The 26,674-nt window shown below is 67.7% G+C and carries 28 protein-coding genes; 18 read left to right on the top strand and 10 right to left on the bottom strand.

Annotation, left to right across the window (positions count from 1 at the left end; translation table 11 throughout):
- Window positions 1-57: 57 nt before the first annotated feature.
- Window positions 58-1,632, bottom strand: a complete 1,575-nt coding sequence (locus C6A86_RS01360; protein ID WP_105361664.1) for an FAD-dependent monooxygenase — start codon at window positions 1,630-1,632, stop codon at window positions 58-60.
- A gap of 21 nt (window positions 1,633-1,653) precedes the next feature.
- Entirely contained in the window at window positions 1,654-2,121 is a 468-nt protein-coding gene (locus tag C6A86_RS01355; RefSeq protein ID WP_105361665.1) for a MarR family winged helix-turn-helix transcriptional regulator, read from the bottom strand.
- A 111-nt stretch (window positions 2,122-2,232) separates the two neighbouring features.
- Here C6A86_RS01355 and C6A86_RS01350 point away from each other — a divergent pair, with 111 nt between their 5' ends.
- Entirely contained in the window at window positions 2,233-2,637 is a 405-nt protein-coding gene (locus tag C6A86_RS01350; RefSeq protein ID WP_105361666.1) for an organic hydroperoxide resistance protein, read from the top strand.
- A 15-nt stretch (window positions 2,638-2,652) separates the two neighbouring features.
- On the opposite strand, the gene C6A86_RS01345 is transcribed toward C6A86_RS01350, so the two are convergent.
- Genes C6A86_RS01345 through C6A86_RS01330 form a run of 4 tightly spaced genes read right to left on the bottom strand, consistent with a single transcriptional unit; the run spans window position 2,653 to window position 7,593 of the window.
- The gene (locus tag C6A86_RS01345) at window positions 2,653-3,996 is read right to left on the bottom strand and encodes an APC family permease (protein ID WP_105361667.1); all 1,344 of its coding nucleotides are present in this window, start codon (window positions 3,994-3,996) and stop codon (window positions 2,653-2,655) included.
- A 5-nt stretch (window positions 3,997-4,001) separates the two neighbouring features.
- Entirely contained in the window at window positions 4,002-5,603 is a 1,602-nt protein-coding gene (locus tag C6A86_RS01340; RefSeq protein WP_105361668.1) for an amidohydrolase, read from the bottom strand.
- Window positions 5,600-6,616 (bottom strand): agmatine deiminase family protein, encoded by a 1,017-nt coding sequence (locus tag C6A86_RS01335; RefSeq protein ID WP_311100993.1) that lies wholly within the window; start codon window positions 6,614-6,616, stop codon window positions 5,600-5,602. Before C6A86_RS01335 ends, C6A86_RS01340 begins: the two co-directional genes overlap by 4 nt.
- Window positions 6,613-7,593: a nitrilase-related carbon-nitrogen hydrolase gene (locus C6A86_RS01330; protein ID WP_105365995.1), complete on the bottom strand. Its 981-nt coding sequence runs from the start codon at window positions 7,591-7,593 to the stop codon at window positions 6,613-6,615. The genes C6A86_RS01335 and C6A86_RS01330 overlap by 4 nt, the downstream gene beginning before the upstream one ends.
- A gap of 81 nt (window positions 7,594-7,674) precedes the next feature.
- Here C6A86_RS01330 and C6A86_RS01325 point away from each other — a divergent pair, with 81 nt between their 5' ends.
- The 9 genes from C6A86_RS01325 to C6A86_RS01285 all read left to right on the top strand — a co-directional run bounded on the left by C6A86_RS01325 (window position 7,675) and on the right by C6A86_RS01285 (window position 14,566).
- Window positions 7,675-8,271 (top strand): TetR/AcrR family transcriptional regulator C-terminal domain-containing protein, encoded by a 597-nt coding sequence (locus tag C6A86_RS01325; protein WP_105365961.1) that lies wholly within the window; start codon window positions 7,675-7,677, stop codon window positions 8,269-8,271.
- 39 nt (window positions 8,272-8,310) lie between these two features.
- Window positions 8,311-9,255 (top strand): ABC transporter substrate-binding protein, encoded by a 945-nt coding sequence (locus tag C6A86_RS01320; protein WP_142407089.1) that lies wholly within the window; start codon window positions 8,311-8,313, stop codon window positions 9,253-9,255.
- Window positions 9,256-9,276: 21 nt separating this feature from the next.
- Window positions 9,277-9,957 (top strand): queuosine precursor transporter, encoded by a 681-nt coding sequence (locus tag C6A86_RS01315; protein ID WP_105365996.1) that lies wholly within the window; start codon window positions 9,277-9,279, stop codon window positions 9,955-9,957.
- A 74-nt stretch (window positions 9,958-10,031) separates the two neighbouring features.
- Window positions 10,032-10,688: an allophanate hydrolase subunit 1 gene (locus C6A86_RS01310; RefSeq protein WP_105365963.1), complete on the top strand. Its 657-nt coding sequence runs from the start codon at window positions 10,032-10,034 to the stop codon at window positions 10,686-10,688.
- The gene (locus tag C6A86_RS01305; protein ID WP_105365964.1) at window positions 10,688-11,575 is read left to right on the top strand and encodes a 5-oxoprolinase/urea amidolyase family protein; all 888 of its coding nucleotides are present in this window, start codon (window positions 10,688-10,690) and stop codon (window positions 11,573-11,575) included. Before C6A86_RS01310 ends, C6A86_RS01305 begins: the two co-directional genes overlap by 1 nt.
- 34 nt (window positions 11,576-11,609) lie before the next feature.
- Complete coding sequence (locus C6A86_RS01300; RefSeq protein ID WP_233213237.1) at window positions 11,610-12,206, top strand: GNAT family N-acetyltransferase; 597 nt, start codon at window positions 11,610-11,612, stop codon at window positions 12,204-12,206.
- Window positions 12,207-12,395: 189 nt separating this feature from the next.
- On the top strand, window positions 12,396-13,544 hold the full coding sequence (locus C6A86_RS01295) for a uroporphyrinogen-III synthase (RefSeq protein ID WP_105365965.1): 1,149 nt from the start codon (window positions 12,396-12,398) through the stop codon (window positions 13,542-13,544).
- Window positions 13,541-14,251: a sirohydrochlorin chelatase gene (locus C6A86_RS01290; RefSeq protein WP_105365966.1), complete on the top strand. Its 711-nt coding sequence runs from the start codon at window positions 13,541-13,543 to the stop codon at window positions 14,249-14,251. Before C6A86_RS01295 ends, C6A86_RS01290 begins: the two co-directional genes overlap by 4 nt.
- 51 nt (window positions 14,252-14,302) lie before the next feature.
- A complete protein-coding gene (locus tag C6A86_RS01285; protein ID WP_105365967.1) occupies window positions 14,303-14,566 on the top strand; it encodes a transcriptional repressor in 264 nt (87 codons plus the stop codon).
- Here the strand turns inward: C6A86_RS01285 and nirD are convergent.
- Together nirD and nirB are read right to left on the bottom strand one after the other, a co-directional pair.
- Window positions 14,532-14,903, bottom strand: coding sequence for a nitrite reductase small subunit NirD (gene nirD / locus C6A86_RS01280; RefSeq protein WP_105365968.1), 372 nt, complete (start codon window positions 14,901-14,903; stop codon window positions 14,532-14,534). The genes C6A86_RS01285 and nirD overlap by 35 nt on opposite strands.
- Window positions 14,900-17,461 carry a nitrite reductase large subunit NirB gene (gene nirB, locus C6A86_RS01275; RefSeq protein ID WP_105365969.1) on the bottom strand — a complete coding sequence of 854 codons (2,562 nt, stop codon included), beginning with the start codon at window positions 17,459-17,461 and terminating at the stop codon, window positions 14,900-14,902. The genes nirD and nirB overlap by 4 nt, the downstream gene beginning before the upstream one ends.
- Before the next feature lie 135 nt (window positions 17,462-17,596).
- Here nirB and C6A86_RS01270 point away from each other — a divergent pair, with 135 nt between their 5' ends.
- Window positions 17,597-18,433 carry a hypothetical protein gene (locus C6A86_RS01270; protein WP_105365970.1) on the top strand — a complete coding sequence of 279 codons (837 nt, stop codon included), beginning with the start codon at window positions 17,597-17,599 and terminating at the stop codon, window positions 18,431-18,433.
- Window positions 18,434-18,493: 60 nt separating this feature from the next.
- Here the strand turns inward: C6A86_RS01270 and C6A86_RS01265 are convergent, their stop codons facing one another.
- Window positions 18,494-19,252, bottom strand: a complete 759-nt coding sequence (locus C6A86_RS01265; RefSeq protein ID WP_105365971.1) for an isocitrate lyase/phosphoenolpyruvate mutase family protein — start codon at window positions 19,250-19,252, stop codon at window positions 18,494-18,496.
- A 114-nt stretch (window positions 19,253-19,366) separates the two neighbouring features.
- On the opposite strand from C6A86_RS01265, the gene C6A86_RS01260 reads away from it, so the two are divergent.
- The 5 genes from C6A86_RS01260 (at window position 19,367) to C6A86_RS01240 (ending at window position 23,576) form a co-directional block, all read left to right on the top strand.
- Window positions 19,367-19,660: a hypothetical protein gene (locus C6A86_RS01260; RefSeq protein WP_105365972.1), complete on the top strand. Its 294-nt coding sequence runs from the start codon at window positions 19,367-19,369 to the stop codon at window positions 19,658-19,660.
- 47 nt (window positions 19,661-19,707) lie between these two features.
- Window positions 19,708-20,547 carry a hypothetical protein gene (locus C6A86_RS01255; protein WP_105365973.1) on the top strand — a complete coding sequence of 280 codons (840 nt, stop codon included), beginning with the start codon at window positions 19,708-19,710 and terminating at the stop codon, window positions 20,545-20,547.
- Between the two features lie 41 nt (window positions 20,548-20,588).
- Window positions 20,589-22,529, top strand: a complete 1,941-nt coding sequence (locus tag C6A86_RS01250; RefSeq protein WP_105365974.1) for a fumarate reductase/succinate dehydrogenase flavoprotein subunit — start codon at window positions 20,589-20,591, stop codon at window positions 22,527-22,529.
- 2 nt (window positions 22,530-22,531) lie between these two features.
- A complete protein-coding gene (locus C6A86_RS01245) occupies window positions 22,532-23,281 on the top strand; it encodes a succinate dehydrogenase/fumarate reductase iron-sulfur subunit (RefSeq protein WP_105365975.1) in 750 nt (249 codons plus the stop codon).
- Window positions 23,282-23,414: 133 nt separating this feature from the next.
- A complete protein-coding gene (locus C6A86_RS01240) occupies window positions 23,415-23,576 on the top strand; it encodes a hypothetical protein (protein ID WP_199196417.1) in 162 nt (53 codons plus the stop codon).
- A 58-nt stretch (window positions 23,577-23,634) separates the two neighbouring features.
- Here the strand turns inward: C6A86_RS01240 and C6A86_RS01235 are convergent, their stop codons facing one another.
- Complete coding sequence (locus C6A86_RS01235; protein ID WP_105365976.1) at window positions 23,635-24,117, bottom strand: flavin reductase family protein; 483 nt, start codon at window positions 24,115-24,117, stop codon at window positions 23,635-23,637.
- A 190-nt stretch (window positions 24,118-24,307) separates the two neighbouring features.
- Here C6A86_RS01235 and C6A86_RS01230 point away from each other — a divergent pair, with 190 nt between their 5' ends.
- On the top strand, window positions 24,308-26,029 hold the full coding sequence (locus C6A86_RS01230; RefSeq protein WP_105365998.1) for an AMP-binding protein: 1,722 nt from the start codon (window positions 24,308-24,310) through the stop codon (window positions 26,027-26,029).
- 12 nt (window positions 26,030-26,041) lie between these two features.
- Entirely contained in the window at window positions 26,042-26,674 is a 633-nt protein-coding gene (locus C6A86_RS01225) for a GAP family protein (RefSeq protein WP_105365977.1), read from the top strand.

Below are 26,674 nucleotides of genomic sequence, written 5' to 3'. Positions count from 1 at the left end.
CAGCGATAGCGACAACCCTCAGTTCGATTTCGGGCCCGGCATCGCGCCCGTAGTGTCCTAACGGAACGTCCGCTTCAGGTATCCGGTCAGCGAATCGGCCGCCGCCGGACCCACATAGCCGAGCTGCCCGTCTGGGCGGACCACGACCGCCGTCGTCGCGTCGACTCCGTAGGCCTTGGCGAACGAGCCCTCGGAGTCCCGCAGTAGCGGCAGCACCGTGGCTTCCACGTCGGCATCGGGATGGGCGACGACGTAGACGTCGATCAGTCTGCGGGCCGCGTGCTGCGCGGCGGCGCCGGCTGTCTCCAAACCATCGAAAGTCGCTGCGGCGTCGGCGTACAACACCAGGGTGTGCCGGGTGCCGGCCAGCAAGGTGTACAGCCGCACCGGGTCGGTTTCGGCCGCGCGGGTCAGTCCGCGGGCATCGGGGGCCCGGCCGCCGGCACCGTCTGCCACGATCGGACTGTCGGCATAGCTGATCAGCAACTGCGCCTCGCGACGGATCACGAAGGACGGATCGTCGGAATCGGCGCCGATACCCTCGCGGGCGCTACGCACGGTGCGCCCGACCACCTCTTCCCCGACGGGCCGGCGTTCGGCGTCATAGCTGTCCAGCAACCCGTCGGCGGCGTCACCGCTGACCGCGAGGGCCAGCTTCCAGGCCAGGTTGTAGGCGTCCTGGATGCCGGTGTTCATGCCCTGGGCCCCGGTGGGCGGATGGATGTGCGCGGCATCGCCCGCGACGAACACCCGGGCCTTGCCGTAGGCGTTGACGATGCGGTGGCTGATCCGGAAGACCGAGGACCAGCGCAGGTTGCGGGCCGTCGTCGGCTCCGGGGACAGCCGGTCGAGCACCGCCTGAATATGGTGCAGCTCCGGTGGATTGCCGACCTCGAAGCCGTGCTGCACACCACCGGTCGCCTCGGTGGACAGGTCCGGGGGCACCAGCATGGACATCCGGTAGCGGCCCCGGCCGGGCAGCGGGATGCACACCAACAGGTCGTCGATCGTGCCGTCGGTCTGGTGCAGCGCGCGGATGGCGTAGCCCGGTGGCTGCGACCAGTCGACCTCGACATCGCCGAGCATGTACTGCTCGTCGAATGCCGCGCCCTCGAAGGCCAGGCCGAGAGTCTTGCGGACGACGGAATGGGCGCCGTCGGCGCCGAGCAGATACCGGGCGCGCACCGTCTGCTGTCCGCCCTCTCCTTCGAGGAAGGCGGTCACACCGTCGGCGTCCTGCTCGAATCCCGCGAGCCGGACCCCGCGTTCGATGGGGACGCCGCGGGTGGCCAACTCCTCGCGCAGCACCCGCTCGGTGCTGTACTGCGGCAGGCCGATGAATCCGAACGGCACATCCGCGGGCAGGGCGAAATCGACCTGCCCGGCGGGTTCACCGTTGACGTAGACGATCTGGCCACGGAAGGGCACGGCCGCATCGAGGATCTGCCGCAGGATGCCCATCCGCTCGAACACTTCTAGCGTGCGAGGTTGCACACCAACGGCTTTGGCATACTGCGGCGGGTCGAGCAGCGGATCGACGATCCGGACCGCCACCCCGCGGCGAGCGAGTTCGATGGCGGCGGTCACACCGATCGGGCCGGCGCCAGCAATCAGCACCTCGGTGTCGGACACCCGCAAAGTATGACCCGAGCGTCAGGTGCCCCGAGCGCTTTCCTGGACATGGGCACGCAGGTTGTCACGCAGGTTCGCGATCCCCTTCTGCAGGACGCGGAATTCCTCCGGCGACAGCCCGGTCGCGGCGACCAGATCCATCTCCAGCCCCTGTTCGCGCAGCGCCCGGCCGGCCTCGGTCAGGCTGACCACCACCTGGCGCTCATCGTCGGCGGAGCGCTGCCTGGTCAGATAGCCCATCGCTTCGAGCCGCTTGAGGATCGGCGTGAGGGTGTTCGACTCCAGGAACAACTTCTCCCCGAGTCCGCTGACGGTCTGGTGGTCCTGCTCCCACAGCGCGACGATCGCCAGGTACTGGGTGTAGGTGACGCCCAGCCTGTCCAGGATCGGCTTGTAGGCCTTGCCATAGGCGAGGTTGGCCGAATACACGGCGAAGCACAGGAAATCGGACAGTTGGGGCGAGCCTGGCTTCCTGGCACTGGACTTCATGAGAAAAGTATAGCGCGTCCGATTAAATCGGGAATGAACCAAAAAATGCCGGAGTTCTACTCAGCAGTCGACCCGGATCGACCGGACCGACCCGAACCTGAGGAGCCAGCCATGACCGTTCTGTACACCGCCGAGACCCACACCACCGGTGGTCGCCAAGGTGAGTCCTACAGCTCGGACGGCAACCTGGACATCCAGCTGACACCGCCGGGAGCCACCGGCAGCGGTACCAACCCCGAGCAACTCTTCGCCGCGGGCTGGTCCGCCTGCTTCATCGGCGCCATGGGCGTCGCCGCCGCCTCACACAAGGTCAAGCTGCCGGCCGACACCGCCGTGGACGCCCAGGTCGATCTGCGCGACGACGATGGCGCGTTCGGGCTGGCGGCCCGGCTGAACGTGAGCGTGCCCGGCGTGGAGCGTGACGTCGCGCAGGCGATCGTCGACGCCGCCCATCAGACCTGCCCCTACTCGAAGGCGACCCGCGGCAACATCGACGTCACCGTCACACTGGTCTGAGCATAGGCCGCCGGCCTACTCCTTGAGATCCAATGTGGGAGTGGGCCGGCGGAACAACCGTGTCACACCCAGCAGCCAGGCGAAACCGACTGCCAGCCAGATCAATCCGGTCACCAGGGTCATCACCGACAGACTGGTCCACAGCCACACCGTGAGCGCGAAGCCGATCAACGGCAGGATCAGGCTGCCGATGACCTGGCCACCGGACCGCTCACGCAGATCCACGAAGTAGTGCTTGATCACCGACAGGTTCACCACCGAGAACGCCACCAGCGCTCCGAAACTGATCAGGGATGCCAGCGTCGCGAGGTCGATCACGATGGCGAGCAACGACACCGCCGACACCACCAGGATCGCGTACACGGGCGTGGCGAACCGGCGCGACACGTGCCCGAACACCGCGCGGGGCAGGATCCCGTCGCGACCCATGGCGAACAGAATCCGGGCCACCGAGGCCTGCGAGGTGATCGCCGAACCCAGCGCGCCGGCCACATAGGCCGCGGTGAAGAACGTCACGAGGAAGTCGCCACCGGCAGCGGCCATGACATCCAGCGATCCGGAGTCGACATCGGCGAACTCGTGGGACGGGAACACCAGGTGCCCCAGGTAGGACAGCAGGATGAAGATCAGTCCGGCCGACACGGTGGCGATCATGATGGCCCGCGGGACAGTGCGTTTGGCGTCCCTGGCCTCCTCGGACAAGGTGGACACCGCATCGAAGCCGAGGAACGACAGGCACAGGATGGCCGCGCCCGCGAAGACCGGTCCCAGTCCGTCGGCGGTGCCGTCACCGGTGAACGGAGCCGCGAGATCCACGGTCCCGCTGCCGGAAAGGGATGCGATCACCAGCACCGCGAACACCACGATGAACACGGCCTGGATCGCGATGATCAGGAAATTCGCGCGCGCCACCGAGACGATGCCGACGATGTTGAGCACCGTGACGATCGCGATCGTGACCAGAATGATCACCCAGGCGGGCAGCGCCGGAACAGCCGCCTCCAGGTAGATCCCGATGACCAGATAGTTGATCATCGGCAGGAACAGGTAATCCAGCAGCAGCGCCCACCCGGCCAGGAAACCGGCCGGCGCGCCGAACGTCTTCTGCGCATACGTATAGGCCGATCCCGCCACCGGGTATGCGGTGGCCATCCTGGCGTAGGACCGCGCGGTGAACACCATCGCGACCAAGGTCACCACATACGCCAACGGCAGCCGGCCGCCGCTGGTCTCGGTGACGATGCCGTAGGTGGTGAACACGGTGAGCGGCACCATGTAGACCAGGCCGAACAGCACCAGCGAAGGCAGGCCGAGCACCCGTTTCAGGGAGCCCTCGGTGTCGGTGTCGGTAACGGACATGGGGTTCAGCCTTCCCTCGTGTAGACCGGTTGCCCGTGCAGGTAGGTGGCCCGGACGGTGACGGCCGGCAGCTCATGCGCCGCGGTCGTGGTGGGGTCGGAGTCCAGCCAGACCAGATCGGCACTGGCCCCGGGAATCAGCTGCCCCCAATCCGATTCGGCGAACGCCTGATGCGCGACGCCGGCCGTGTAGGCGGACAGCGCGGCCTCGATCGGGAGAATCTCGTGCGGGGTCCAGCCACCGGCGGGCGTGCCGTCCTCGGTCTGGCGCGACACCGCGACCGCGATGCCATCCAGCGGCGCTCCCGAGGACACCGGCCAGTCGGATCCGAAAGCGAGTGCGGCCCCGGACTTTTCCAGGGACCGGATGCGGTACTGCTTGTCGGAGCGCGCGGCGCCCAGCCGCGGCACGGTCAGCACCGTCATCAACGCATCCAGCTGCGCCCACAGCGGCTGCATGTTCGGGATGACACCCAGCTCGGCGAACCGGCCCAGATCGGCGTCGTCGACCAACTGTGCGTGCGCGATGACGGGGCGACGGTCGCGGGGCCCGTTGGTGCGGACCACGTGTTCGATGGCGTCGAGGGCTTGGCGCACCGCGGCATCCCCGATGGCATGGATGTGGATCTGCAGTCCGAGATCGTCGACCCGTTGCGCGGCGCGGGCCAACGCATCGCCCTCCCAGAGCTGCATGCCATGGCTGTGCAGCCCGGAGCAGTACGGTGCCAGCAGCGCTCCGGTCTCGTTCTCGACGACGCCGTCGGCGAAGAACTTCACCGTCTCGGCCGACAGCAACGCTGAACCGGCGGCCCGGACCCGGTCGCGCGCGTCCGCGAAATGCGTGACCTGCGTGTCGAAATGCCGCGGGTCGGCATAGAGCGCCAGATTGAAGCGCATCCGCAGCGCACCGGCGGCGGCCGCCGCGATGTAGGTGTTCACATCGTCGGGCTCGACCCACGCGTCCTGCACCCAGGTCACGCCACGCGCCAGGTAGTAGTCCGCCGCGGTACCGAGGGCGGCGATCCGCACGGTCTCGTCGCGGGCGGGCATCACCGCGGCGACCAGATCGGTGGCACCCCATTCGCGCAGCGTGCCGAGCACCGATCCGTCGGCGCGGCGCGGGATCTCACCGAGCACCGGATCCGGGGTGTCGGCGGTGATGCCGGCCCGCTGCAGGGCCACGGAATTCACCCAGAACGTGTGGTAGTCCCAGGCCCGCAGCACCACCGGCCGGTCGGGGACTGCCGCGTCGAGCCAGCGCGCGTCGAAGAGCCCGCCCTCGACCAGGCTGCCGTCGTAGGAGGCGCCGACGATCCACTCCTGGTCGGGGTGGGCATCGGCGTAGGTCTTGACCGCGGCGACGATCTCGTCGACCGAGCCGCAGGGCCGCACCCGCGGCCCCACCGACTCCAGGCCACCGTAGAGCGGATGGGCGTGTCCGTCCCCGAAGGACGGCATGAGGAATCCGCCCGAAAGATCCACCCGCTCATCGGCATTCGATGCCCGCGCCTGCGCACCGACCGCCACCACGATGCCGTCGCTGACGAGCAGTGCGTCGGTGGTGTCGGTGCCGGTCCAGATGGTGCCGCCGGTGAACAGCGTGCTCACTGCGCCGCCCGCATCGGGGACGGCTGGTGCTGGGTGATGCAGTGGACACCGCCGCCGCGCGCGAACAGTGGGCGGGCATCGACCGAGACCACCGTGCGGCCCGGATACTGCTCGGCGAGAATGGCTGCGGCGTCCGCATCGCGCGGATCACCGAAACTGCAGGCGATCACGCCACCGTTGACCACGAGGTGGTTGATATAGCTGTAGTCGACATACCCCTCATCGTCGGTGAGGGTATCCGGTGCCGGCATCTCGATGACCTCGAATCGGTCGGCGAGTTGTTCCCGGAGTTCGCGGCACACCGCGGTGTCGGGGTGGGCGCCGGCGGTCTGGGTATGTAGCAGCAGGCGGCCCGGCGCGGTGAACGCGGCGACGATGTCGACGTGGCCGCGAGTGCCGAAACGTTGCGAGTCGCGGGTCAGTCCACGCGGCAGCCACACCACCTCGGCGGCGCCGATGGTGCGGGCGAGTTCTGCCTCGACGTCCGATCTGCTCAGCCCCGGGTTGCGTCCCGGATCCAGCTGCACCGTGTCGGTGACCAGCACGGTGCCGCGCCCATCGACCTGAATTCCGCCGCCCTCATTGACAAGTGGGGAAGACACCAGCGGCACCCCGGCGATCTCGGCGATCAGTGCGCCGACCTTCGCGTCACGATCCCAGCGCGCCCAGTCCTGGCCGCCCCACCCGTTGAACACCCAGTCCACGGCGGCCACCGACCCGTCCTCGGCATGCACGAACGTCGGACCGATGTCCCGCATCCAGGCGTCGTTGAGCGGCGCTTCCACGATGTCGATGTCCTGGGACACATAACCTTTCGCGGCATCGATCTCACCGGGATCCACCAGCAGCGAGACCGGTTCGAACTCCGCGATCGCGTGCGCCACCGCAGCCCAGGTGGAGCGGGCCTCATGGTGTTCGGCCTCGGTGTCGCCGAGTGAGTACCCCGCGGACGGGTAGGCCATCCACACCCGGTCCTGCGGTGCGGCCTCGGCGGGCATCAAGTAGGTCGTCATTTCACGACCGCCGTGGCGTCGTGCCCGGTGCCGTATGGCTGGGACGGATTCACCGGCGCGGTCAGCCCGCCATAGCTGTCCGGGCGCCGGGTCAGCAGGAACGGGAAGAGCTCCAGCCAGTCCCGGCGCTGATCCAGATCCAGATCGGCGACCAGCACCGCCTCCTCGTCACGCGGCGCCTGCACCAGCACCCGCCCGTACGGATCGGAGATGAACGACGAACCGTAGAACGACAGCGCACCCTCATCGCCGGTGCGGTTGGGCACCACCATGAACAGGCCGCTGTTGATGCCGTTGGCGACGATGACCTGCTGCCACAGTGGCTGGGTGTCGAAGTCCGGGAACACCGGCTCGGATCCGATCGCGGTCGGGTAGACCACGATCTCGGCGCCGCCGAGCGAGTAGTTGCGGGCCACCTCCGGGAACCATTCGTCCCAGCAGGTCGGCAGGCCGATGCGGGCGCCCAGGCCCTCGGGGGCATAGACCGGGTACGCGTCCTCGGGCGGACCCGGACGAAAATAGGTGTCCTCGTAATAACCGGCCGAGATGGGGATGTGCATCTTGCGGGTGCGGCCCACCAGATCGCCCGCCGGGGAGACCAGGATGGCGGTGTTGAAGCCCAAACCGTCTGCCGCAGGCGCCTTCTCGTACAGCGAGGCGTGCACGAAGACCTTGTTGGCGCGGGCGGCCTCGGCGGCCAGCGCGAAGGTGGGTCCACCGGTGAGATCCTCGGCGCCATCGCCCGGGTTCGGCCCGGCGGGCGTATCGGCGGGGTAGCGCAGCAGGGTGATCTCGGGCAGGAATACCGCGGTGGCGCCCTCGCCGGCGGCCCGATCGATCCCGTCGCGCAGGACCCGGGCCAGTTCGGCGGCGTCCGCGCGCCAGCGGTGCTGGACCAGCCCCACCCGCAGCGGCGGACGCTGCGAGGCGTTCGAACGTGACAGCGGTGCGGCGGCTCCGGCGATCAGGGTGCGCATGTCCATACTCCTAAAACGAATCGAATTCGTTTATTGTGTGACCCAACCCACGTTTCCGCAAGTGCTGGAGGAGAAAGTCATATGGGACGACCGAAGGTGGCGATCCTGTCCAGTGACCTGATCGCCACGGCCGCAATGGATCTGGTGAATCGGACCGGCGGATTCACCATCCCCGAACTGGCCCGCACCCTGAAGGTCAGCCCGTCCTCGCTGTACAACCACGTCTCCGGGCGCGAGCAGATCATCGAACTGCTCCGCGAGAAAGCCATGAGCGAGGTCCGCCTGCCCGATCTCGCCGGACCGTGGATCGACGTCGTCGGCGACATCGTGCGGTCCTACTACCGCAGCTACGCCCGCTACCCCCGGCTGATACCGCTGATGACCGCCTATCCGGTCGGCAGCCACCAGGCCGTCGCGATGTACAACGCGCTGGCCGTCACCCTCACCGGCGCCGGTTTCACCGCCGCAGACACCCTGCGCATCATCACGCTCATCGACAGCTTCGTGCTCGGCTCGGCCCTGGATGCGGCCGCACCCGCCGCGCCCTGGGGCGACGGTGGCGGCGCCGGACCGGAACTGGCCGCGGCCCTGGCCACCGGCGCCGCGGCGGCCGATCGGCCCGGTGACGCCTTCGAGTTCGGCCTGCAGGTGCTGCTGCGCGGCGTGAGCCGGCCGTAGCACCGCCGCCCCGGCGCGATCAGCGGTTACGCTCACGGCGTGCCGACAACCTGGTCCCGGCGAGGTTTCCTGATGGCGCTTGCCGCCGGTTCCGCCGCGGCGGTGACCGCGTGCAGATCGGACCCGCCCGGCGCCATCGCCGATGACGGCTCCGTCACCGTCGACCACGCGTTCGGCGAGACCAAGGTACCCGCGCCGCCCACCCGGGTGATCAGCGCCGGACTGACCGGGCAGGACTGTCTACTCGCCGTGGGCGTGGTGCCGATCGCCATCACCGAATGGTTCGGCGGGCAACCGTTCGCGGTGTGGCCGTGGGCGGTCCCCGCTCTCGGTACCGCGCAGCCGGCCGTGCTGAACCTCGACGGCGGCATCAACTTCGAGGCCATCACCGCACTCAACCCGGATCTGATCATCGCCACCAACGCCGGGCTCGATCGGGACACCTACACCCGGCTGTCCAACGTCGCACCGACCATCGCCCAAGCCGGCCAGGACGCGTTCTTCGAACCGTGGAAGGACCAGGCCACCGCGATCGGTGCGGCGGTGTTCAAGCACGACCAGATGCAACAGCTCATCGCCGATGTCGACACCCGGTTCACCACGCTGGGCAGCGAGACTCCCGCGTTCACGGGCAAACGGGCGCTGCTGCTGCAGGGCAGCCTGGACGACGGCGGGCTGGTGACGACCCCGGCCGGCTGGCGCACCGAGTTCCTCACCCAGCTGGGTTTCGAGATACCCGAGGTCGACGCGACGGTGCCGCGCGACCGGATGGCCGAGGTCCTGAGCGGCGCGGATGTACTGATCTGGGCCGCCGACGACGCGGAGACCGCGATACTGACCGGCGACCCGATCATCGCCGAGCAGGGCGGGCGCAATGTCTTCACCGGCCGCGACCTGGCCGCGGCGATCGCCTTCTGCTCTCCGCTGTCGCTGCCGCTGGTGGCCGATCAGCTGCCGCCGATGCTGAGCGCCGCCCTGGCCTGAGAAGATATCCGGGTGAGCAGCCTGACCGACTCCCCCGAACAGCGACCATCGTTTGCCCAAGTCGGTTCGGCCTACTATCCGGTGCTCGTCGCCGTCTTCACCGCCCTGGTGATCATCTCCAACGTCACCGCCACCAAGGGGGTGGCGTTCGGCCCGATCATCACCGACGGCGGTTTCATCGTCTTCCCGCTCACCTACGTGATCGGCGACGTGCTCTCCGAGGTGTACGGGTTCAAGGCCGCCCGCAAGGCGATCCTGCTCGGATTCGGGATGAACGCGCTGGCCGCGGCGGCGTTCTGGGTGACCATCTATCTGCCGGCCGCCGACTTCTACGTCAACCAGCCGCACTTCGAGATCGTCGTGCACGCCTACACCCAACTGATCGTGGCCGGGCTGGCCGGCTTCCTCGTCGGCCAGACCATCAATGCCTGGCTGGTGGTGAAGATCAAGGAGCGCACCAAGGAGAAGCACCTGTGGGCCCGGTTGATCGGCTCCACGTTCGGCGGCCAGCTCGGTGACACCCTGGTGTTCTGCGCCATCGCCGCCAACGCCATCGGGATCACCAGCTTCCACGACTTCGTCGTCTACACCGCGCTGGGCTGGCTGTACAAGACTGTCATCGAGATCGTCATGTTGCCGGTGACCTACCGGGTGATCGCGGTGATCAAGCGTCGCGAGCCGACGTACCAGCCCGTTCTGTAAAAAGCCCTTAAGGCTCCTCTGGCAAAGCTCGCAGACCCCTCGAGAAATAACTTACTCGGCGGTAGCTTCGGTAGATGAGCCTGACAACGGAAATCAAGGCGCCCGGCGCACTGGGCACCGTTCACGACTATGGCGACCAGGCGCTGCTACTCGAGTTCGACAGCACCGCGGATGTATTGGCCTGGACCGACACCCTGACACGGGCCGGTCTGCCGGGCGTTGTCGACGTCGTGCCCGCCTCCCGCACCGTACTGATGAAGCTCGACGGGCCGCGCTACCTCGCGCCCACCCGGCAACGGCTCGGAAAGCTGCACCCCGAACAGTCCGTCACCGAAGGCCGCACGGCCGATGAACCCGACGCGGTCATCGAGGTGACCTATGACGGCGCCGACCTGGACGCGGTCGCGGAGCTCACCGGGCTGAGCACCGCCGAGGTGATCGCCGTCCACACCGGAACCCTGTGGCGGGTCGGATTCGGCGGCTTCGCACCGGGTTTCGCGTATCTGGTCGGCGGCGATCCCCGCCTACAGGTACCTCGCCGCGACGAACCGCGCACCCGGGTACCGGCCGGATCGGTCGGGCTGGCCGGTGAGTTCAGCGGCGTCTACCCCCGCGAATCCCCCGGCGGCTGGCAACTGATCGGCCGCACCGACGCCGTGCTGTTCGACGTCACCCGGGAGAAGCCCGCACTGCTGACACCGGGCATGACCGTCGCATTCCGGGAGGTCTGATGAGCATCACGCTGGAAATTCTGCGCACCGGGCCGCTGGCCCTCGTCGAGGATCTTGGCCGTCCCGGCCTGGCCCACATGGGGGTGACCCGCTCTGGAGCGGCCGACCGCCGCGCCCACACGCTGGCCAACCGATTGGTGGCCAACCCCGGTGAACGGGCCACCGTCGAGGTCACCTTCGGCGGATTCTCGGTGCGGGTGCACGGCGGCGGTAAAGAGGGGGTCGCCATTGCCGTGACCGGCGCCGACACCGACCCAGCTGTCAACGGAGTTCCGTTCGGCACCAACAGCATTCACTACGCCCATGACGGTGAGGTGATATCGCTGGGCTCCCCGCACTCCGGGCTGCGCAGCTACCTGGCGGTGCGCGGCGGGATCGATGTGGAGCCCGTGCTCGGGTCGCGCAGCTATGACGTGATGTCCAGCATCGGGCCCGCTCCGCTACGGGTGGGCGATGTGCTGCCCGTCGGTGAGCACACCGCCGAGTTCCCCGAACTCGACCAGGCGCCGGTCGGCACCATCGAACCCGACATCCTCGAGCTCCAGGTGGTGCCCGGCCCCCGCGACGACTGGTTCGTCGATCCGGACATCCTGATCCGCACCAACTGGCAGGTCACCAACCGTAGCGACCGGGTCGGGATGCGGCTGGTCGGGATGCCGCTGGAGTACCGCTGGCCCGACCGGCAGCTGCCCAGCGAGGGTGCCACCCGTGGCGCTATCCAGGTCCCGCCCAACGGATTTCCGGTGATTCTGGGGCCGGATCACCCGGTGACCGGCGGCTACCCGGTGATCGGGGTGGTGACCGAAGAGGACATCGACAAGCTGGGGCAGACCCGGCCCGGCCAGACGGTGCGGCTGCACTGGTCACGGCCCCGCCGGCCGTTCTGATCACTGCCCCCGGATTGGTGGTAGAAACGCATTTGTGCGCAGTCACAGCCACGGCCAGGGTGCGGTGCGGGAAGTCCACACCGCCCGCCTGATCCATACCGCCGACCTGGATGCCGAGACGCGCGATGACGCCCACCGGATGGTCGTCGACGCCTTCAACGCAGACGGGGACGGCGATCCCGACGACGCCTTCGACGATTCCGACTGGGAACACGCGCTGGGCGGCATGCATGCGCTCATCGGCCACCGCGGCGCCATCATCGCGCACGGAGCGGTCGTGCAGCGCAGGCTGCTCTACCGGGGCACGGCACTGCGCTGCGGATACATCGAAGCCGTCGCGGTGCGCGAGGACTGGCGCGGTCAGGGGCTGGCCACCGCCGTCATGGATGCCCTCGAGCAGGTGCTGCGTGGCGCCTACCAACTGGGCGCTCTGGGATCCTCGGAGGCCGGGCTGGCGCTGTACCTGCCGCGCGGCTGGCAGCAGTGGACCGGCCCGACCTCGGTACTGGCGCCGACCGGCGTCACCCGCACCCCCGACGATGACGGCGGCGTCTACGTGCTGCCGGTCAACGTCGAGCTGGACACCGCCGCGGACCTCGCCTGCGACTGGCGCGACGGTGACGTCTGGTAGGCCAGCACCTCACAGGCCGGCGCCGTCGGCGGTGAGCGGAAGTTCACTGCCGGGTGATCGCGAGCAGCGATTGTGCAACATTGCCCTTCTAGCCTCTGACCTCATGCTCACTGCACTGCAGCCCGGTGCGACACCGCCACGAAATCGCCAGGTAACACCCGAGAAACATGCACTGAATACACAGGGGACATGACCGAACCTGACTGGGCTCCGCTCACCGGGTTCCGGGTCGCCGTGACCTCCGCCCGGCGAGCCGAAGAGCTGAGCGCACTACTGACCCGCCGCGGCGCCGCGGTGACCAGCGCGGCCGCCATCACCATGGTGCCGCTGCCGGACGACGACGAACTGCGGATCAACACCGAGGCCCTGATCGCCGCTCCCCCGGACATCGTCATCGCCACCACCGGCATCGGGCTGCGCGGCTGGATCGCGGCGGCCGACGGCTGGGGGCTGGCCCACGAACTGACTGCGGCGCTGGGCAACGCCCGCATCGTCTCCCGCGGACCCAAGGCGACCGGCGCACTGCGCGCCGCAGGCCTGCCCGAGGAATGGTCCCCGGAATCGGAGTCCTCCCGCGAGCTGCTGCACTACCTGCTGGAGGGCGGCATCGTCGGGATGCGCGTCGCCGTCCAGCTGCACGGCACCAACGACGACTGGGACCCGTTCCCGGAGTTCCTGGACGAGCTGCGGGCCGCCGGCGCCGATGTGGTGCCGATCCGGGTGTACCGATGGAATCCGGCACCGCGCAACGGACCGTTCGACCAACTGGTCCTCGGTATCGCCGAACAACGCTTCGACGCGGTCAGCTTCACCTCCGCGCCGGCGGTCGCGGCCCTGTTGCTGCGCGCCCGCGACCTCGAGGTGGAACCCGCCGTCCTGACCGCACTGCGCACCAATGTGCACGCCATGTGCGTCGGACCGATCACTGCCCGACCGCTGGTGCGGCTGGGTGTGCCGACCTCGGCGCCGGAACGCATGCGCCTCGGCGCGCTGGCCCGCCACATCACCGATGAGCTGCCGCTGCTGCAGTCCCGCCGGATCCGGGTCGCCGGGCACCTGCTGGAGATCCGCGGCACCTGTGTGATGGTCGACGAGGTGGTCAAGGAGCTGCCGCCGGCCGGGATGGCGACCATCCGGGCACTGGCCCACCGCCCGGGCGCGGTGGTGTCGCGCTCCGATCTGCTGAGCGCGCTGCCGGGCAGCGGAACCGACACCCATGCCGTCGAGACCGCCGTACTGCGTCTACGAACAGCCTTGGGCGACAAGAACATCGTCTCGACGGTCGTCAAACGCGGGTATCGGCTGGCCGTCGACGAGTTCCCGGCAGGTGCGGCATGAACCGGGGCGCCGCCGCCGTGCTGGTGGCCCACGGCACCCGCAAACCGGGCGGCGTCGCCATGGTGGAGGACCTCGCGCGCCGCGTCGGCGACGTGCTCGATCGCGAGGTGCACGTCGCGTTCGTCGACGTGCTCGGACCGACCCCCACCGAGGTACTCGACCGTCTGCCCGCGCACCGGCCCGCGGTCCTGGTGCCCGCCTTCCTGGCCGGGGGATACCACGTCCGCGTCGACGTGCCCGCTCATGTGCAGGCCTGCGCCCACCCCGATGTCACGGTGACCAGGCCGCTGGGCCCGTGCCCGGGCACCGTCCGGGTGATCGCCGACCGGCTCTTCGAATCGGGCTGGCGCCCGGGCGATTCCGTCATCCTGGCGGCGGCCGGAACCTCGGATCGCAGCGCGCAGTCCGATCTGCGGCAGACCGCGGCGATGCTGTCCGCACTGATCGGCGACCGGGTCGAACTCGGCTATGCCGCCACCGGAGCCCCGACGGTCGCCGAAGCGGTCGAGGCTGCGCGGGCCCGCTCCGGCGGGGCACGGGTGGCCGTCGCGTCCTACCTGCTGGCCGACGGCCTGTTCCAGGACCGGTTGCGGGCATCGGGCGCCGATATCGTCAGCGAGCCGCTGGGCATCCATTCGGGCATGATCCGGCTGATCGCGAGCCGGTTCCGGCGCGCGCAGGCCGCGCACCTGCCCCGCGCCGCCTGAGTTGAGCTGGCGATTCGGGGACACCGGCGTTCCTCGGCTAATATCGCACAAATGGTTTCGCAGGGGGGAGGTGAGCAGCTGCGTGCGCAGCTGCTCACGATATTGCAGGACGCCGACCGCCCGATGACCACCTCGGAACTACGCGACCACCTGCACGCGCACTGCGCGTCACGGGTCGTGATCGAGACCGTCTACCGCAACCTCACCGTGCTCCAGCGTCGCGATGAGGTGGAGCGCCGATCGGGCCCCGGCCGGGATGCCTTCTGGGGTCCGACGGAAACTACCCAGCGATCTCTACGAAACCGTCCGGCGTGACCCGGGTCCGGTAAACCGGCACCGAGGTCTCCGGATCATCCAGGCAGACACCGTCTTCCAGTGAAAACGCCTGCTTCTTGATCGGCGACTGCACGCAGGCGCGGCCGCCGCGGTCCCCGACGATGCCCCGTGACAGCACGGCGGCGCCGGAAAACGGATCGATATTGCTCAGCGCATGCAGCGCACCGTCATCGAGCCGGAACAGCGCGACCTGCACACCGCCGGGCAACAGCACCGCGACACCGCGACACGGCAGCAGCCGGTCATAGGCGCACGCCGAGGTCCATTCCGAATTACCCTGGGCGTCACTTTCTTTGCGATCATCGAGCAAGGTCATGAGGCCTCCTGTGCCGGCATCTTGGGCATCCCGATCGGCACCTTGCGGCCGAACGACTCGGTGAACTCGATGGTCGGGTCCGCGATCTCGGGGGCGTTGACGAACGAGACGAAGCGCGAGAGCTTCTCCGGGTCATCCAACACGCCCTTCCATTCGCAAGCGTAACCGTCGACGTGTCGGGCCACCGCGGCTTCGAATTCGGCTGCCAGACCGAGTGAGTCGTTGCAGACCACATCGCGCAGATGGTCCAGGCCGCCCTCGAGGGCGTCCAGCCACGGCGCGGTGCGCTGCAAGCGGTCCGCGGTGCGGATGTAGAACATCAGGTAGCGGTCGATATAGCGGATCAGCGTCTCGTCATCGAGATCACCGGCGAGCAGTTGGGCGTGCTTGGGGGTCATCCCACCGTTGCCGGATACGTAGAGATTCCAGCCGGTTTCGGTGGCGATGACACCGACGTCCTTGCCGCGAGCCTCCGCGCATTCGCGGGCGCAACCCGACACACCCATCTTGATCTTGTGGGGTGCACGCAGTCCGCGGTAGCGCAGTTCCAGGTTGATGGCCATCTGCACCGAATCCTGCTGGCCGTAGCGGCACCAGTCGCTGCCCACACAGCTCTTCACGGTGCGCAGTGATTTGCCGTAGGCCTGACCGGATTCCATGCCGCCCTCGACCAGCCGACGCCAGATCTCCGGCAACTGATCGACCCGGGCACCGAACATGTCGATGCGCTGGCCGCCGGTGATCTTGGTGTAGAGATCGAAATCCCGTGCGATCTCACCGATCAGGATCAACTGCTCGGGGGTGATGTCGCCGCCGGGCACCCGCGGCACCACCGAGTAGCTGCCGTTCTTCTGGATGTTGGCCAGGAAATGGTCGTTGGAGTCCTGCAGCGAGGCCTGCTCGCCGCCCAGGACGTGGTCCGAGCTGGTCGAGGCCAGGATCGAGGCGACGGTGGGTTTGCAGATATCGCAACCCTTTCCGGTGCCGAACTTCTCGATCAGACCGGAGAAGGTGCGGATCTCGGTGGCGCTGATGATCTCGAACAGCTCGGCGCGCGATTGGCTGAAATGCTCGCACAGCGACGTGGACTGCTCGACGCCCTCGGCCTCCAGTAGCTGTTTGAGCAGCGGGACGCACGATCCGCAGGAGGTGCCGGCCAGCGTGCACTTCTTCAGGCCCGGCACATCGGTGCACCCACCGCAGATGGCGTCCTTCAGATCGCCTTTGGTGACGTTGTTGCATGAGCAGATCTGCGCGATATCGGGTAGCGCGCCGACACCCAGCGCGCTGGCACCGTCACCGGTGCCGGCCGGCGCGATGAGTGAGAGCGGATCACCGGGCAGTTCGCTGGCCACCATCGGGCGCAGCACCCCGTAGGCCGATGCGTCACCGACCAGGATGCCGCCGAGCAGTGTCTTGGCGTCATCGGAGAGCACCAGTTTGGCGTAGGTCTGCTTGACCGGGTCGTTGACCACGACGTCCAGGCTGTTGGGTGTATGTCCCTTGGCGTCACCGAAACTGGCCACGTCCACACCCAGCAGTTTGAGCTTGGTGGACATATCGGCCTCACCGAACTCGGCCGCACCGCCGAGCAGCCGGTCGGCGACCACCTCGGCGCTGGTGTAGCCAGGGCCGACCAGCCCGTAGCAGCGGCCCTCAATGGCCGCCACCTCGCCGACCGCGTAGATGTTGGGATCGCTGGTGAGGCAGGACAGATCGGTCATCACACCGCCGCGCTGGGCGAGCTCGAGCCCGACGTCGCGGGCCAGTTCGTCGCGGGGGCGCACACCGGCGGCGAAGATGACGACGCCGGCCTCGATGCTGGTGCCGTCGTTGAGCGTCACCCGCACCGCGTCGTTGGAGTGGGATTTGCGCAGCGGCTGGTTCTTTTGAGCGGGCTGGATGCTCTCGGTGCTCACGCCGGTGTGCACCTCGATGCCCAGGCCGCGGATCATCCGGGTCAGTACGGCGCCGCCGGCCTCGTCGAGCTGGGCCGCCATCAGATGCGGTGACATCTCCAGCACGTGGGTGTCCAACCCGAAGCCACGCAGCGCATTGGCGGCTTCCAGACCGAGCAGCCCGCCACCGATGACCACGCCGACCGGTGTCTTCGTCTTGGCCGCAGCCAGTGCGCCGTCCCGGATGCCGTCCAGGTCGTCGAGGGTGCGGTAGACGTGGCACTGCGGCAGATCACGGCCGGGCACCGGCGGCACGAAGGCGTAGGAACCGGTGGCCAGCACCAGGGCGTCGTAATCAAGGGACCGGCCGTCGGCCAGTGTGACGGTCTTGGCGGCCCGGTCGATATCCCGGGCCGCCAAGCCCAGATGCAGGACGACACCGTTGTCGCCTGCATAGTCATTGCCGGGCAGTGCCAGCTTGGACCGGTCCCAGTGCTCGGTGTATCCGGTCAGGCCGACCCGGTCATAGGCCGCGTCGGCCTCCTCGGAGAGCACGGTGATCCGCCAGGCACCCTCGGTGTCGCGGGCCCGCAACGCCTCGACGAAGCGGTGCCCGACCATGCCGTGTCCGACGACCACCACGTGCTTGGCTGATTGCATACCGCGACGGTAGGGAGCCGATATTGCCGCAATGTCGCCTCGTGTGAATCGGCCGTCACGGTGTTCTCACATCGGCCGGGCGGCCGGTGTGAGTGCCACCCCGAGATTGTCGGTGTGCCGACGGACACTGCTGACATGGGGGATCCGTTCATCGGTAGCGAGGCATTGGCCGCCGGCCGCCTGACGCGGCACCAGTTGCGCACCCGATTTGTCGCCGTGCACCAGGACGTCTACGTCGAACGAGGTACGCGACCGACGGCCGTGATGCGCGCGAAGGTGGCCTGGCTGCGGTCGCGGCGTCACGGAGTGCTGGCCGGCTATTCCGCAGCAGCGCTGCATGGTGCCCGCTACATCGACCCGGGCCTACCCGCGCACATCATCGACAGCAATCGGCGACCGGTACGGGGGATCACCGCCTGGGCCGACACGGTCGAGCAGGACGACATCTGTTCGGTCGGCGAGATGCGACTCACCGATCCGCTCCGCACGGCGGTCGACCTGGCCCGCCGGATCGCAGAGGACGAGGCTGTCGTGGTCATCGACGCGCTCGCTCGGGCCGCCCGGCTCAAGACGACCGACCTGGAATTGGCTGCCGAATGCTTCGACGGCTGGAAGGGCATCGTGGCGGCCCGCAAGACCATCGCTCTGGTCGACCCGGGTTCGGAATCCCCGCAGGAAACCAGGCTGCGACTGCTGATCGTGCGCGCGGGATTCCCGCCGCCGGAAACGCAGTACCCGATCTTCAACGAATACCGGGTACTGATCGGCGAAGCCGACATGGCATGGCCGGATATCAAGGTCGCGGTCGAGTACGAGGGCAGGCACCACACCGATCCGGACCAGCTGCGCAAGGACATCGCGCGGATGGACGAGATGATGGAGATGGGCTGGATCGTCATCAGGGTGACGGCGCGCGATACACCCGCCGTCACTTTGCGAAAGATCCTCCGGGCGTGGGCCTTACGTTCGTAACGCCATGGCACTCAAAGCTCACAAATTCCGCCGTGACGTTACGAACGACCCCGCGAAGAGCTACTTCCAGGGCGCCACCAGTTCTTTGATCCGTTCGGTCAGGGTGAACTGTAGGAACGGCCCGAAGCTGATCCGGCCGACGCCGAGCGGACCGAAGCGCGCCGGGTCGTCCTGGCCCGGCAGTGCGATCGCGTTGATCGGCAGCGGCAGCTCCTCGACGAGCCGGCGGTAGGTGTCGTCATCGTGACGGCCCACCGGGTAGAGGCTGTCCGCGCCCGCGTCGGCGGCCAGCTTCAGCTTGCGCACCGCGCGCTCGAACCGGTCGGACTCGTCGCCGACCTCCCGCAGGAAGAGATCGGTGCGGGCGTTGATGACCACATGTACGCCGGCGGCGTCGGCGGCCCTGCGGAGCTCACCGACCAGTGCGGCGTGATCCTCGTCGGAGCGGATCCGGCCGCCGTCGGAATGCACGGTGTCCTCGATGTTGAGGCCGACCGCGCCGGCCGACAGCAGTCCGTCGATCAACCGGGCCCCCGACTCGCCGTAACCCGACTCGATGTCCACCGAGATCGGCACGTCGACCGCGCCGGTGATCTGCGTGACCCGGGTCAGCAGATCGTCGTAGCTCATGCCCTCGCCGTCAGGCTTGCCCACCGAGTCGGCCACCGGGTGACTTCCCACCGTGAGCGCGGTGAAACCGGCATCCACCACGGTCTTCGCCGACCACGCGTCCCACACCGTCGGCAGGATCGCCGGGTCCCCGGGACGGTGCAGCGCGAGCAGCGCGGAGGCTTTCTGCTGAAGATCTTCGTTGGACATCTGAATCCTTTTCCTCGACGTAGACGTGATCTGTCTCACTCTCAAGTCCGCGATGTGGCTAACATCGAATGCGTAATGTGATCCCTGACACCCTTCAGCCCAAGGAGGTCAACCTTGTCCACCACGACCGAACTTGCCGAACTTCACGAACTGATCGGCAACCTTCGCCGCTGCGTCACATCGCTGCGAGCCCGCTACGGCGACACCCCGGCGATGCGCCGCATCGTCAACGACGCCGAACGCATGCTCAACGATATCGACCGGCTGGACATCGATGCCGCGGAACTGGAGATGCGTGGAGCCCCAGCGCACTCCCGCCCCACCGAGAAGGTCTCCATCCCCGACACCGACTACACCAGAGACTTCTGGCAGGGAGTCGATGACGAGGGTCTCGGCGGCAGCCGCTAGACCGCCCGGGGTTCACCGCCCCGACACAACAGAAGAAGAGGAACTCAGTGAGCGCACCGACCTCGAAACCTCAAGGTACCGGCGTCTTCTCACCCACAAGAGCGCAGATCAAGCAGCGCACACTGCGTACCGATGCGTGGTGGAAATCTCCGCTGCTGACCGATCTCGGCTTCGCCGCGTTCGTCATCTACGCGACGGTGCGGGCGTTCCTGCAGAACAACTACTGGGTCGCCGACTACCACTATCTGACGCCGTTCTACTCACCGTGCGTCGTGAAGTGGAACGAGGCGACCCAGTCCGGTTGTGTCCCGGAGGCCAGCCACTTCGGCCAGATCCTGCCGGACGTGTGGTGGCTGCCCTACGCCGCGTTCTCGCTGCCGTTCCTGCTGCTGTTCCGGCTCACCTGTTACTACTACCGCGGCGCCTACTACCGGTCGGTCTGGCAGTCGCCGACCGCCTGCGCGGTGGCCGAGCCGCACGCCACGTACACCGGTGAGACCCGCCTGCCGCTGATCATCCAGAACACGCACCGGTACTTCTTCTACATCGCGGCCATCATCTCGGTGATCAACACCTACGACGCCATCCTGGCGTTCCGCTCGCCGACCGGATTCGGATTCGGGCTGGGCAACATCGTGCTGGTCGTGAACGTCGTGATGCTGTGGGTCTACACGCTGTCGTGTCATTCCTGCCGGCACGTCGTCGGGGGCCGGCTCAAACACTTCTCCAAGCACCCGGTGCGGTACTGGATGTGGGGACAGATCAGCAAGCTGAACACCCGGCACAAGCTGTACGCGTGGATCACCCTCGGCACCCTGATGCTCACCGACTTCTACATCATGCTGGTCGCCAGCGGAACCATCAGCGACCTGAGATTCATTGGCTGACAAGGCCATCAGACCCAAATCAACAGTAGTGAGGATCTTGAATGGGTGACCTGGAACGGCACGCCTACGACGTCGTCGTGATCGGTGCCGGCGGGGCGGGGCTGCGCGCGGTGATCGAGGCCCGCGAGCGCGGCCTGCGGGTGGCGGTGGTGACCAAATCGCTGTTCGGCAAGGCGCACACCGTGATGGCCGAGGGCGGCTGCGCGGCGGCGATGCGCAATGTGAACACCAAGGACAGCTGGCAGGTGCACTTCGGTGACACCATGCGCGGCGGCAAGTTCCTGAACAACTGGCGGATGGCCGAACTGCACGCCCAGGAAGCCCCGGACCGGGTCTGGGAACTGGAAACCTATGGGGCGCTGTTCGATCGCACCAAGGACGGCCGGATCAGCCAACGCAACTTCGGCGGCCACACCTACCCGCGGCTGGCCCACGTCGGTGACCGGACCGGCCTGGAGATCATCCGCACCCTGCAGCAGAAGATCGTGTCCCTGCAGCAGGAGGACTTCCGGGAAACCGGGGACTACGAAGCCCGCATCAGGGTCTTCCACGAATGCTCGATCACCGAGCTGATCCTCGACGACGGGGCCGGGGCGAGCGGAGCGACGGGGGAGAAACGGGTCGCGGGAGCCTTCGGATACTGGCGCGAGACCGGCGAGTTCATCCTGTTCGAGGCGCCTGCGGTGGTGCTGGCCACCGGCGGAATCGGCAAGTCCTTCAAGGTGTCGTCGAATTCCTGGGAGTACACCGGCGACGGCCATGCCCTGGCGCTGCGCGCCGGTTCGGGCCTGATCAACATGGAGTTCATCCAGTTCCACCCGACCGGCATGGTCTGGCCGCTGTCGGTGAAGGGCATCCTCGTCACCGAGGGTGTGCGCGGTGACGGCGGAGTCCTGAAGAACTCCGAGGGTAAGCGCTTCATGTTCGACTACATCCCGGACGTGTTCAAGGGCCAGTACGCCGAGACCGAGGAAGAAGCCGACCAGTGGCTCAAGGACAACGACTCCGCGCGCCGCACCCCTGATCTGCTGCCCCGCGACGAGGTGGCCCGTGCCATCAACGAAGAGGTGAAGGCCGGCCGCGGCAGCCCGCACGGCGGCGTCTACCTCGACATCGCCTCCCGGATGCCCGCCGAGGAGATCAAGCGCCGGTTGCCCTCGATGTATCACCAGTTCATCGAGCTGGCCGAGGTCGACATCACCAAGGACGAGATGGAGGTCGGTCCGACCTGTCACTACGTGATGGGCGGTATCGAGGTCGATCCCGACAGCGGCGGCGCGGCCACCCCCGGCCTGTTCGCCGCGGGCGAGTGCTCCGGTGGCATGCACGGCTCCAACCGGCTCGGCGGCAACTCGCTGTCGGATCTGCTGGTGTTCGGCCGCCGGGCCGGGCTCGGCGCCTCCGACTACGTCCGGTCGCTGACCGACCGGCCCGCGGTCACCGAGGACGCCCTGACGGCGGCCAGCCAGCTGGCGCTGGACCCGTTCACCCCGAAGGCCAACGCGGAAAACCCCTACACGCTGCACGCCGAACTGCAACAGTCGATGAACGACCTGGCCGGCATCATCCGCAAGGAGGGTGAACTGCAGGAGGCGCTGGCCAAGATCGACGAGCTCAAGGCGCGCTACGCCAACGTCGTCGTCGAGGGCGGCCGTGTGTTCAACCCGGGCTGGCACCTGGCCATCGACATGCGCAACATGCTGCTGGTCAGCGAGTGCGTGGCCAAGGCCGCACTCCAGCGCACCGAGAGCCGCGGCGGGCACACCCGCGACGACTTCCCGCAGATGGACTCGCACTGGCGCAACAAGCTGCTGGTGTGCCGGGCGGTGGAGGGCGACCACCAGGTGGTGCCGGACATCACCGTCGAGGCGGAACAGCAGCCGGTGATGCGGCCGGATCTGCTGGCCACCTTCGAGCTGTCCGAGCTGGAGAAGTACTACACCGAAGACCAACTGGCCGAACACCCCGAGCGGAAGGGCTGACCATGGCTGCCTACAACGCGAAGCTACGGGTCTGGCGCGGCGACCCGTCCGGCGGCGAACTGCAGGACTACACGGTCGAGGTCAACGACGGTGAAGTGGTGCTCGACATCGTCCATCGGCTGCAGGCCACCCAGGCCGGCGATCTCGCGGTGCGCTGGAACTGCAAGGCCGGCAAGTGTGGATCCTGCTCGGCGGAGATCAACGGTCGTCCGCGGCTGCTGTGCATGACGCGGATGTCCACGTTCGACGAGAACGAGACCGTCACCATCACCCCGTTGCGGACCTTCCCGGTGATGCGCGACCTGGTGACCGACGTGTCCTTCAACTACGAGAAGGCGCGCCAGATCCCGTCGTTCACCCCTCCCAAGGATCTGCAACCGGGCGAGTACCGCATGCAGCAGGAGGACGTGAACCGCAGCCAGGAGTTCCGCAAGTGCATCGAGTGCTTCCTGTGCCAGAACGTCTGCCACGTGGTGCGTGATCACGAGGAGAACAAAGAAAGCTTCGCGGGTCCGCGATTCCACATGCGCATCGCCGAGCTGGACATGCATCCGCTGGACACCGTGGACCGCAAGGACATGGCCCAGGAGGAGCAGGGGCTGGGTCTGTGCAACATCACCAAGTGCTGCACCGAGGTGTGCCCCGAACACATCAAGATCACCGACAATGCGCTGATCCCGATGAAGGAACGCGTCGCCGATCGCAAGTACGACCCGATCGTCTGGCTGGGAAACAAGCTCTTCCGGCGGTAAGGGCGTCGACTCTGCGCCCACGGTGCAGAACTACGAGTAGCTCGCGCCCAGACCGCAGCGCCAGTGCCTGTGCGTGGCGCGGGATCGCGCGTACGGTTGTGACAGCGGCCAATCAACCCTGAAGAGGCACAGCATGTCACAACGAGAAACGATCAGCGTCAACGATATTCGCACCGCGATCCGGGAGCTCACCGCCCGCGCGGAACTCGCCCGCAAGGAAGGCAGACCGGCGGATGCCGCCGAACTGGAGCAGCGGGTCGCGAAATACCGCGATGACCTGGGATCGCGGCCGTAGGCGCACGCCGAACTAGGCGCGAGGTACGAGCTGCGCTGAGAAGTGCGCCGAGTGCAGCTCAGCCACCCAGTTTGCGGAACGCGCTGCGGTGGAACACGATCGGCGGCACGTCGTGCACGGTGATCTCACTGACCTGCAGCACCACGATGGTGTGATCGCCCGCGGGAACTTCCTGGGTGATCGTGCTTTCCAGCCACACGCTGGTGCCGTGCACGAACACCGCCCCGCTGTCGCGGGACTGGGTCTCCAGGCCGGCGAAACGGTCGCCGGTCTTGGCGGCCAGGGTGCGTGCCGCGGCGTCATGCGATTCGCCCAGCACGCTGATCCCCAGTGAGGGCAGGGCCTTGAGCTTTGGCCAGGTCTCCGATGAGTTCTGCACGCAGAACGACACCAGCGGGGGATCCAGCGACACCGGCACGAAGGTGCTGGCCGCCAGACCGACCCGGACGCCGTCGACCTCGGCGGCGATGGCGATGACTCCGGTCGGGAAATGCCCGAACGCCTCGCGCAGCGAAGCCGGGCTCAGTTCTGTGTCGCTCATAACACTTCCATCTTCACATGTAATGGTGCGCAGCGGCGACCTCGGGGTGTGCGCATACCCGACTCTTCCACGCATTGCGGCCCCGCCGGCGCCGTCCGCACAGAAAACCACCCGTCCATCGTGCCCCTCGAAGGCCACGGCTGCCATGGTCACGCTCAGCCTGAACGCAACCTTGAGTAGCCTGACCCCCATGCCCAACGCGTCCATCCTCACCGTGCTGCGGGAACGTGCTGGCGATACACCCGACGAGCTCGCGTTCACCTACACCGACTACGACCGGGATCCCGGCGGGGTCGCCGAAACCCTGACCTGGGCACAGCTGTACCGGCGCACCCTGAACATGGCCTCCGAAGCCGGCCAGTACGGGTCGCCCGGGGACCGGGCGCTGATCATCGCGCCGCAGGGACTGCCCTACATCGTGGCGTTCCTGGGCGCCATGCAGGCCGGGTTCATCGCCGTTCCGCTGTCGGCACCGGTGCCCGGCTCCCACGACGAGCGCATCGGCGCGGTGGTCGCCGACACCTCACCGGCGGTGGTGCTGACCACGTCCGCCCTGTTCGACATCGCCGCCCAATATGTGGACGACGGCGCCGCCATGACCGCGGTGATCTCGGTGGACACCCTGGACCTGGACACTCCCGAACCGGTCGCCGGCGATCCCCCGGACGGCCCGGACATCGCGTACCTGCAGTACACCTCGGGGTCGACGCGGGCTCCGGCCGGCGTGATGATCAGCCACCGCAACCTCATCGCGAACTTCGATCAGTTGATGCCGGACTACCTGCGCCAGTACGGCGGCAGATTCCCCGAAGGCGGCGCGCTGGTCTCGTGGTTGCCGTTCTACCACGATATGGGCCTGATGCTGGGCGTCGCGGCGCCCATCCTGGGCGGAACGCAGGCCGACCTGATGAGCCCGCTGGCATTCCTCACCCACCCGGCGCGCTGGCTGAAGACCATGGCCCGGCACCGGGTCACGGTGTCCGGCGGACCCAACTTCGCCCTGGATCTCGCCGCCCGGCGCACCAGCGACGAGGACGTCGCGGGTCTCGATCTGAGCGTCATCGAGAGCATCATCTGTGGCGCCGAACGAGTCCAGCCGCCCACCGTCGCCCGCTTCCTCGATCGGTTCGCGCCGTTCGGTTTCCGGCCCGAGGCACTCATGCCGTCCTACGGTCTGGCCGAGGCGACGGTGTTCGTGGCCAGTGGCGGTCAGGGGCGGGTTCCCGAGGTCGTCGAATTCGCCATCGACGAATTGACCGAGGGCACCGCGGTGCGCAAGCCCGGCGGCACTCCGCTGGTCCGGTACGGGGTGGCTCCGTCACCGTTGCTGTTGATCGTCGACGCCGAGACCGGCAGGCCCTGCCCGGATGGCGCCGTCGGCGAGATCTGGACGCACGGCGAGAACGTGTCGGCCGGATACTGGCGCAAACCCGATCAGACGGGTACCGGATTCGGTGCCGAACTCATCGACGGGCCTGCCGATCTGCCGACGACCGACTGGCTGCGCACCGGGGACCGCGGCTTCATCTCCGAGGGCGACCTGTTCATCGTCGGGCGTATCAAGGACATGCTGATCGTGCGCGGGCGCAATCACTACTCCGAGGACATCGAGGAGACGGTGCGCGGGATCACCCGGGGCAGGGTGGCCGCGATCGCCGTGACCGATGAGCAGGACGAGCACGACGAGAAGCTGGTCACCATCATCGAGTTCAAGAAACGCGATGACACCGAGGAGCTGGGCGAGGCGAAAAGCGATGTGACCGCCGCGATCTCGCGTGCACACGGACTGCAGGTCGCCGATATCGTGCTGGTGCCGCCCGGCTCGATCCCCACCACCACCAGCGGCAAGATCCGTCGCTCGGCATGTGTCGAGCAGTATCGACAGGGGCAATTCGTGCGGCTGGACGCGTAGCCAGCGCCCGCGATGTGGATCACCCTGCTGGTCATGGCCGTCGCCGTCAGCCTCGAACCGTTCCGCATCGGGATGTCGGTGCTGATGCTCAACCGGCCGCGGCCCCTGCTGCAACTCACCGCCTTCCTGTGCGGTGGCTTCCTGATGGGCCTGACCGTGGGCGCGGTGGTGCTATTCCTGCTCGAAACGCGCTTGGAATCAGCGCATTTCACTCTTCCCCGGGTGCAGATCGGGATCGGCTTGCTGGCCCTGCTGGTGGCCGTGTTCCTGGCCGTCACCACGGGACGCCCGCGTACACCGCCGGCCTGGCTGAGCCGGCTGCTCGACGGTCAATCCCTGTGGGTTGCCGGGGCGGCCGGGCTCGGAATCGCGCTGCCCTCGGTCGACTACCTGGCCGCGCTGGCCGTCATCGGCACCGCGGACATCAGCCCCACGACGCGGCTCGCGGCGCTGCTGATCTTCAACGTGGTCGCCTTCGCCCTCGTCGAGATCCCGCTGCTGGCTTACCTTGTCGCGCCGGAACGCACCCGCGCGCGGCTCACGGCACTCAACGACTGGGTGCGCGCCCGGGGTCGGCGCGGGATGGCCGTGCTGGTCGCGGTGGTCGGCGTGGTGCTGCTGGCCGTGGGGCTCGCCGGGTTGTAA

Origin of the sequence: Mycobacterium sp. ITM-2016-00316 (genome assembly GCF_002968335.2) — a bacterium.
Taxonomy (GTDB): domain Bacteria; phylum Actinomycetota; class Actinomycetes; order Mycobacteriales; family Mycobacteriaceae; genus Mycobacterium.
This window is presented reverse-complemented; position numbering and strand designations above follow the sequence as displayed.

Coding starts and splice junctions, on each gene's coding strand:
- C6A86_RS01290 (WP_105365966.1), top strand. CDS start 13,541: ATGAACCGGGGCGCCGCCGCCGTGCTGGTGGCCCACGGCACCCGCAAA.
- C6A86_RS01335 (WP_311100993.1), bottom strand. CDS start 6,616: ATGACGACCTACTTGATGCCCGCCGAGGCCGCACCGCAGGACCGGGTG.
- C6A86_RS01265 (WP_105365971.1), bottom strand. CDS start 19,252: ATGTCCAACGAAGATCTTCAGCAGAAAGCCTCCGCGCTGCTCGCGCTG.
- C6A86_RS01245 (WP_105365975.1), top strand. CDS start 22,532: ATGGCTGCCTACAACGCGAAGCTACGGGTCTGGCGCGGCGACCCGTCC.
- C6A86_RS01310 (WP_105365963.1), top strand. CDS start 10,032: ATGAGCCTGACAACGGAAATCAAGGCGCCCGGCGCACTGGGCACCGTT.
- C6A86_RS01330 (WP_105365995.1), bottom strand. CDS start 7,593: ATGCGCACCCTGATCGCCGGAGCCGCCGCACCGCTGTCACGTTCGAAC.
- C6A86_RS01350 (WP_105361666.1), top strand. CDS start 2,233: ATGACCGTTCTGTACACCGCCGAGACCCACACCACCGGTGGTCGCCAA.
- nirB (WP_105365969.1), bottom strand. CDS start 17,461: ATGCAATCAGCCAAGCACGTGGTGGTCGTCGGACACGGCATGGTCGGG.
- C6A86_RS01270 (WP_105365970.1), top strand. CDS start 17,597: ATGGGGGATCCGTTCATCGGTAGCGAGGCATTGGCCGCCGGCCGCCTG.
- C6A86_RS01250 (WP_105365974.1), top strand. CDS start 20,589: ATGGGTGACCTGGAACGGCACGCCTACGACGTCGTCGTGATCGGTGCC.
- C6A86_RS01345 (WP_105361667.1), bottom strand. CDS start 3,996: ATGTCCGTTACCGACACCGACACCGAGGGCTCCCTGAAACGGGTGCTC.
- C6A86_RS01230 (WP_105365998.1), top strand. CDS start 24,308: ATGCCCAACGCGTCCATCCTCACCGTGCTGCGGGAACGTGCTGGCGAT.
- C6A86_RS01225 (WP_105365977.1), top strand. CDS start 26,042: ATGTGGATCACCCTGCTGGTCATGGCCGTCGCCGTCAGCCTCGAACCG.
- C6A86_RS01305 (WP_105365964.1), top strand. CDS start 10,688: ATGAGCATCACGCTGGAAATTCTGCGCACCGGGCCGCTGGCCCTCGTC.
- C6A86_RS01325 (WP_105365961.1), top strand. CDS start 7,675: ATGGGACGACCGAAGGTGGCGATCCTGTCCAGTGACCTGATCGCCACG.
- C6A86_RS01295 (WP_105365965.1), top strand. CDS start 12,396: ATGACCGAACCTGACTGGGCTCCGCTCACCGGGTTCCGGGTCGCCGTG.
- C6A86_RS01285 (WP_105365967.1), top strand. CDS start 14,303: ATGGTTTCGCAGGGGGGAGGTGAGCAGCTGCGTGCGCAGCTGCTCACG.
- C6A86_RS01235 (WP_105365976.1), bottom strand. CDS start 24,117: ATGAGCGACACAGAACTGAGCCCGGCTTCGCTGCGCGAGGCGTTCGGG.
- C6A86_RS01240 (WP_199196417.1), top strand. CDS start 23,415: ATGTCACAACGAGAAACGATCAGCGTCAACGATATTCGCACCGCGATC.
- nirD (WP_105365968.1), bottom strand. CDS start 14,903: ATGACCTTGCTCGATGATCGCAAAGAAAGTGACGCCCAGGGTAATTCG.
- C6A86_RS01355 (WP_105361665.1), bottom strand. CDS start 2,121: ATGAAGTCCAGTGCCAGGAAGCCAGGCTCGCCCCAACTGTCCGATTTC.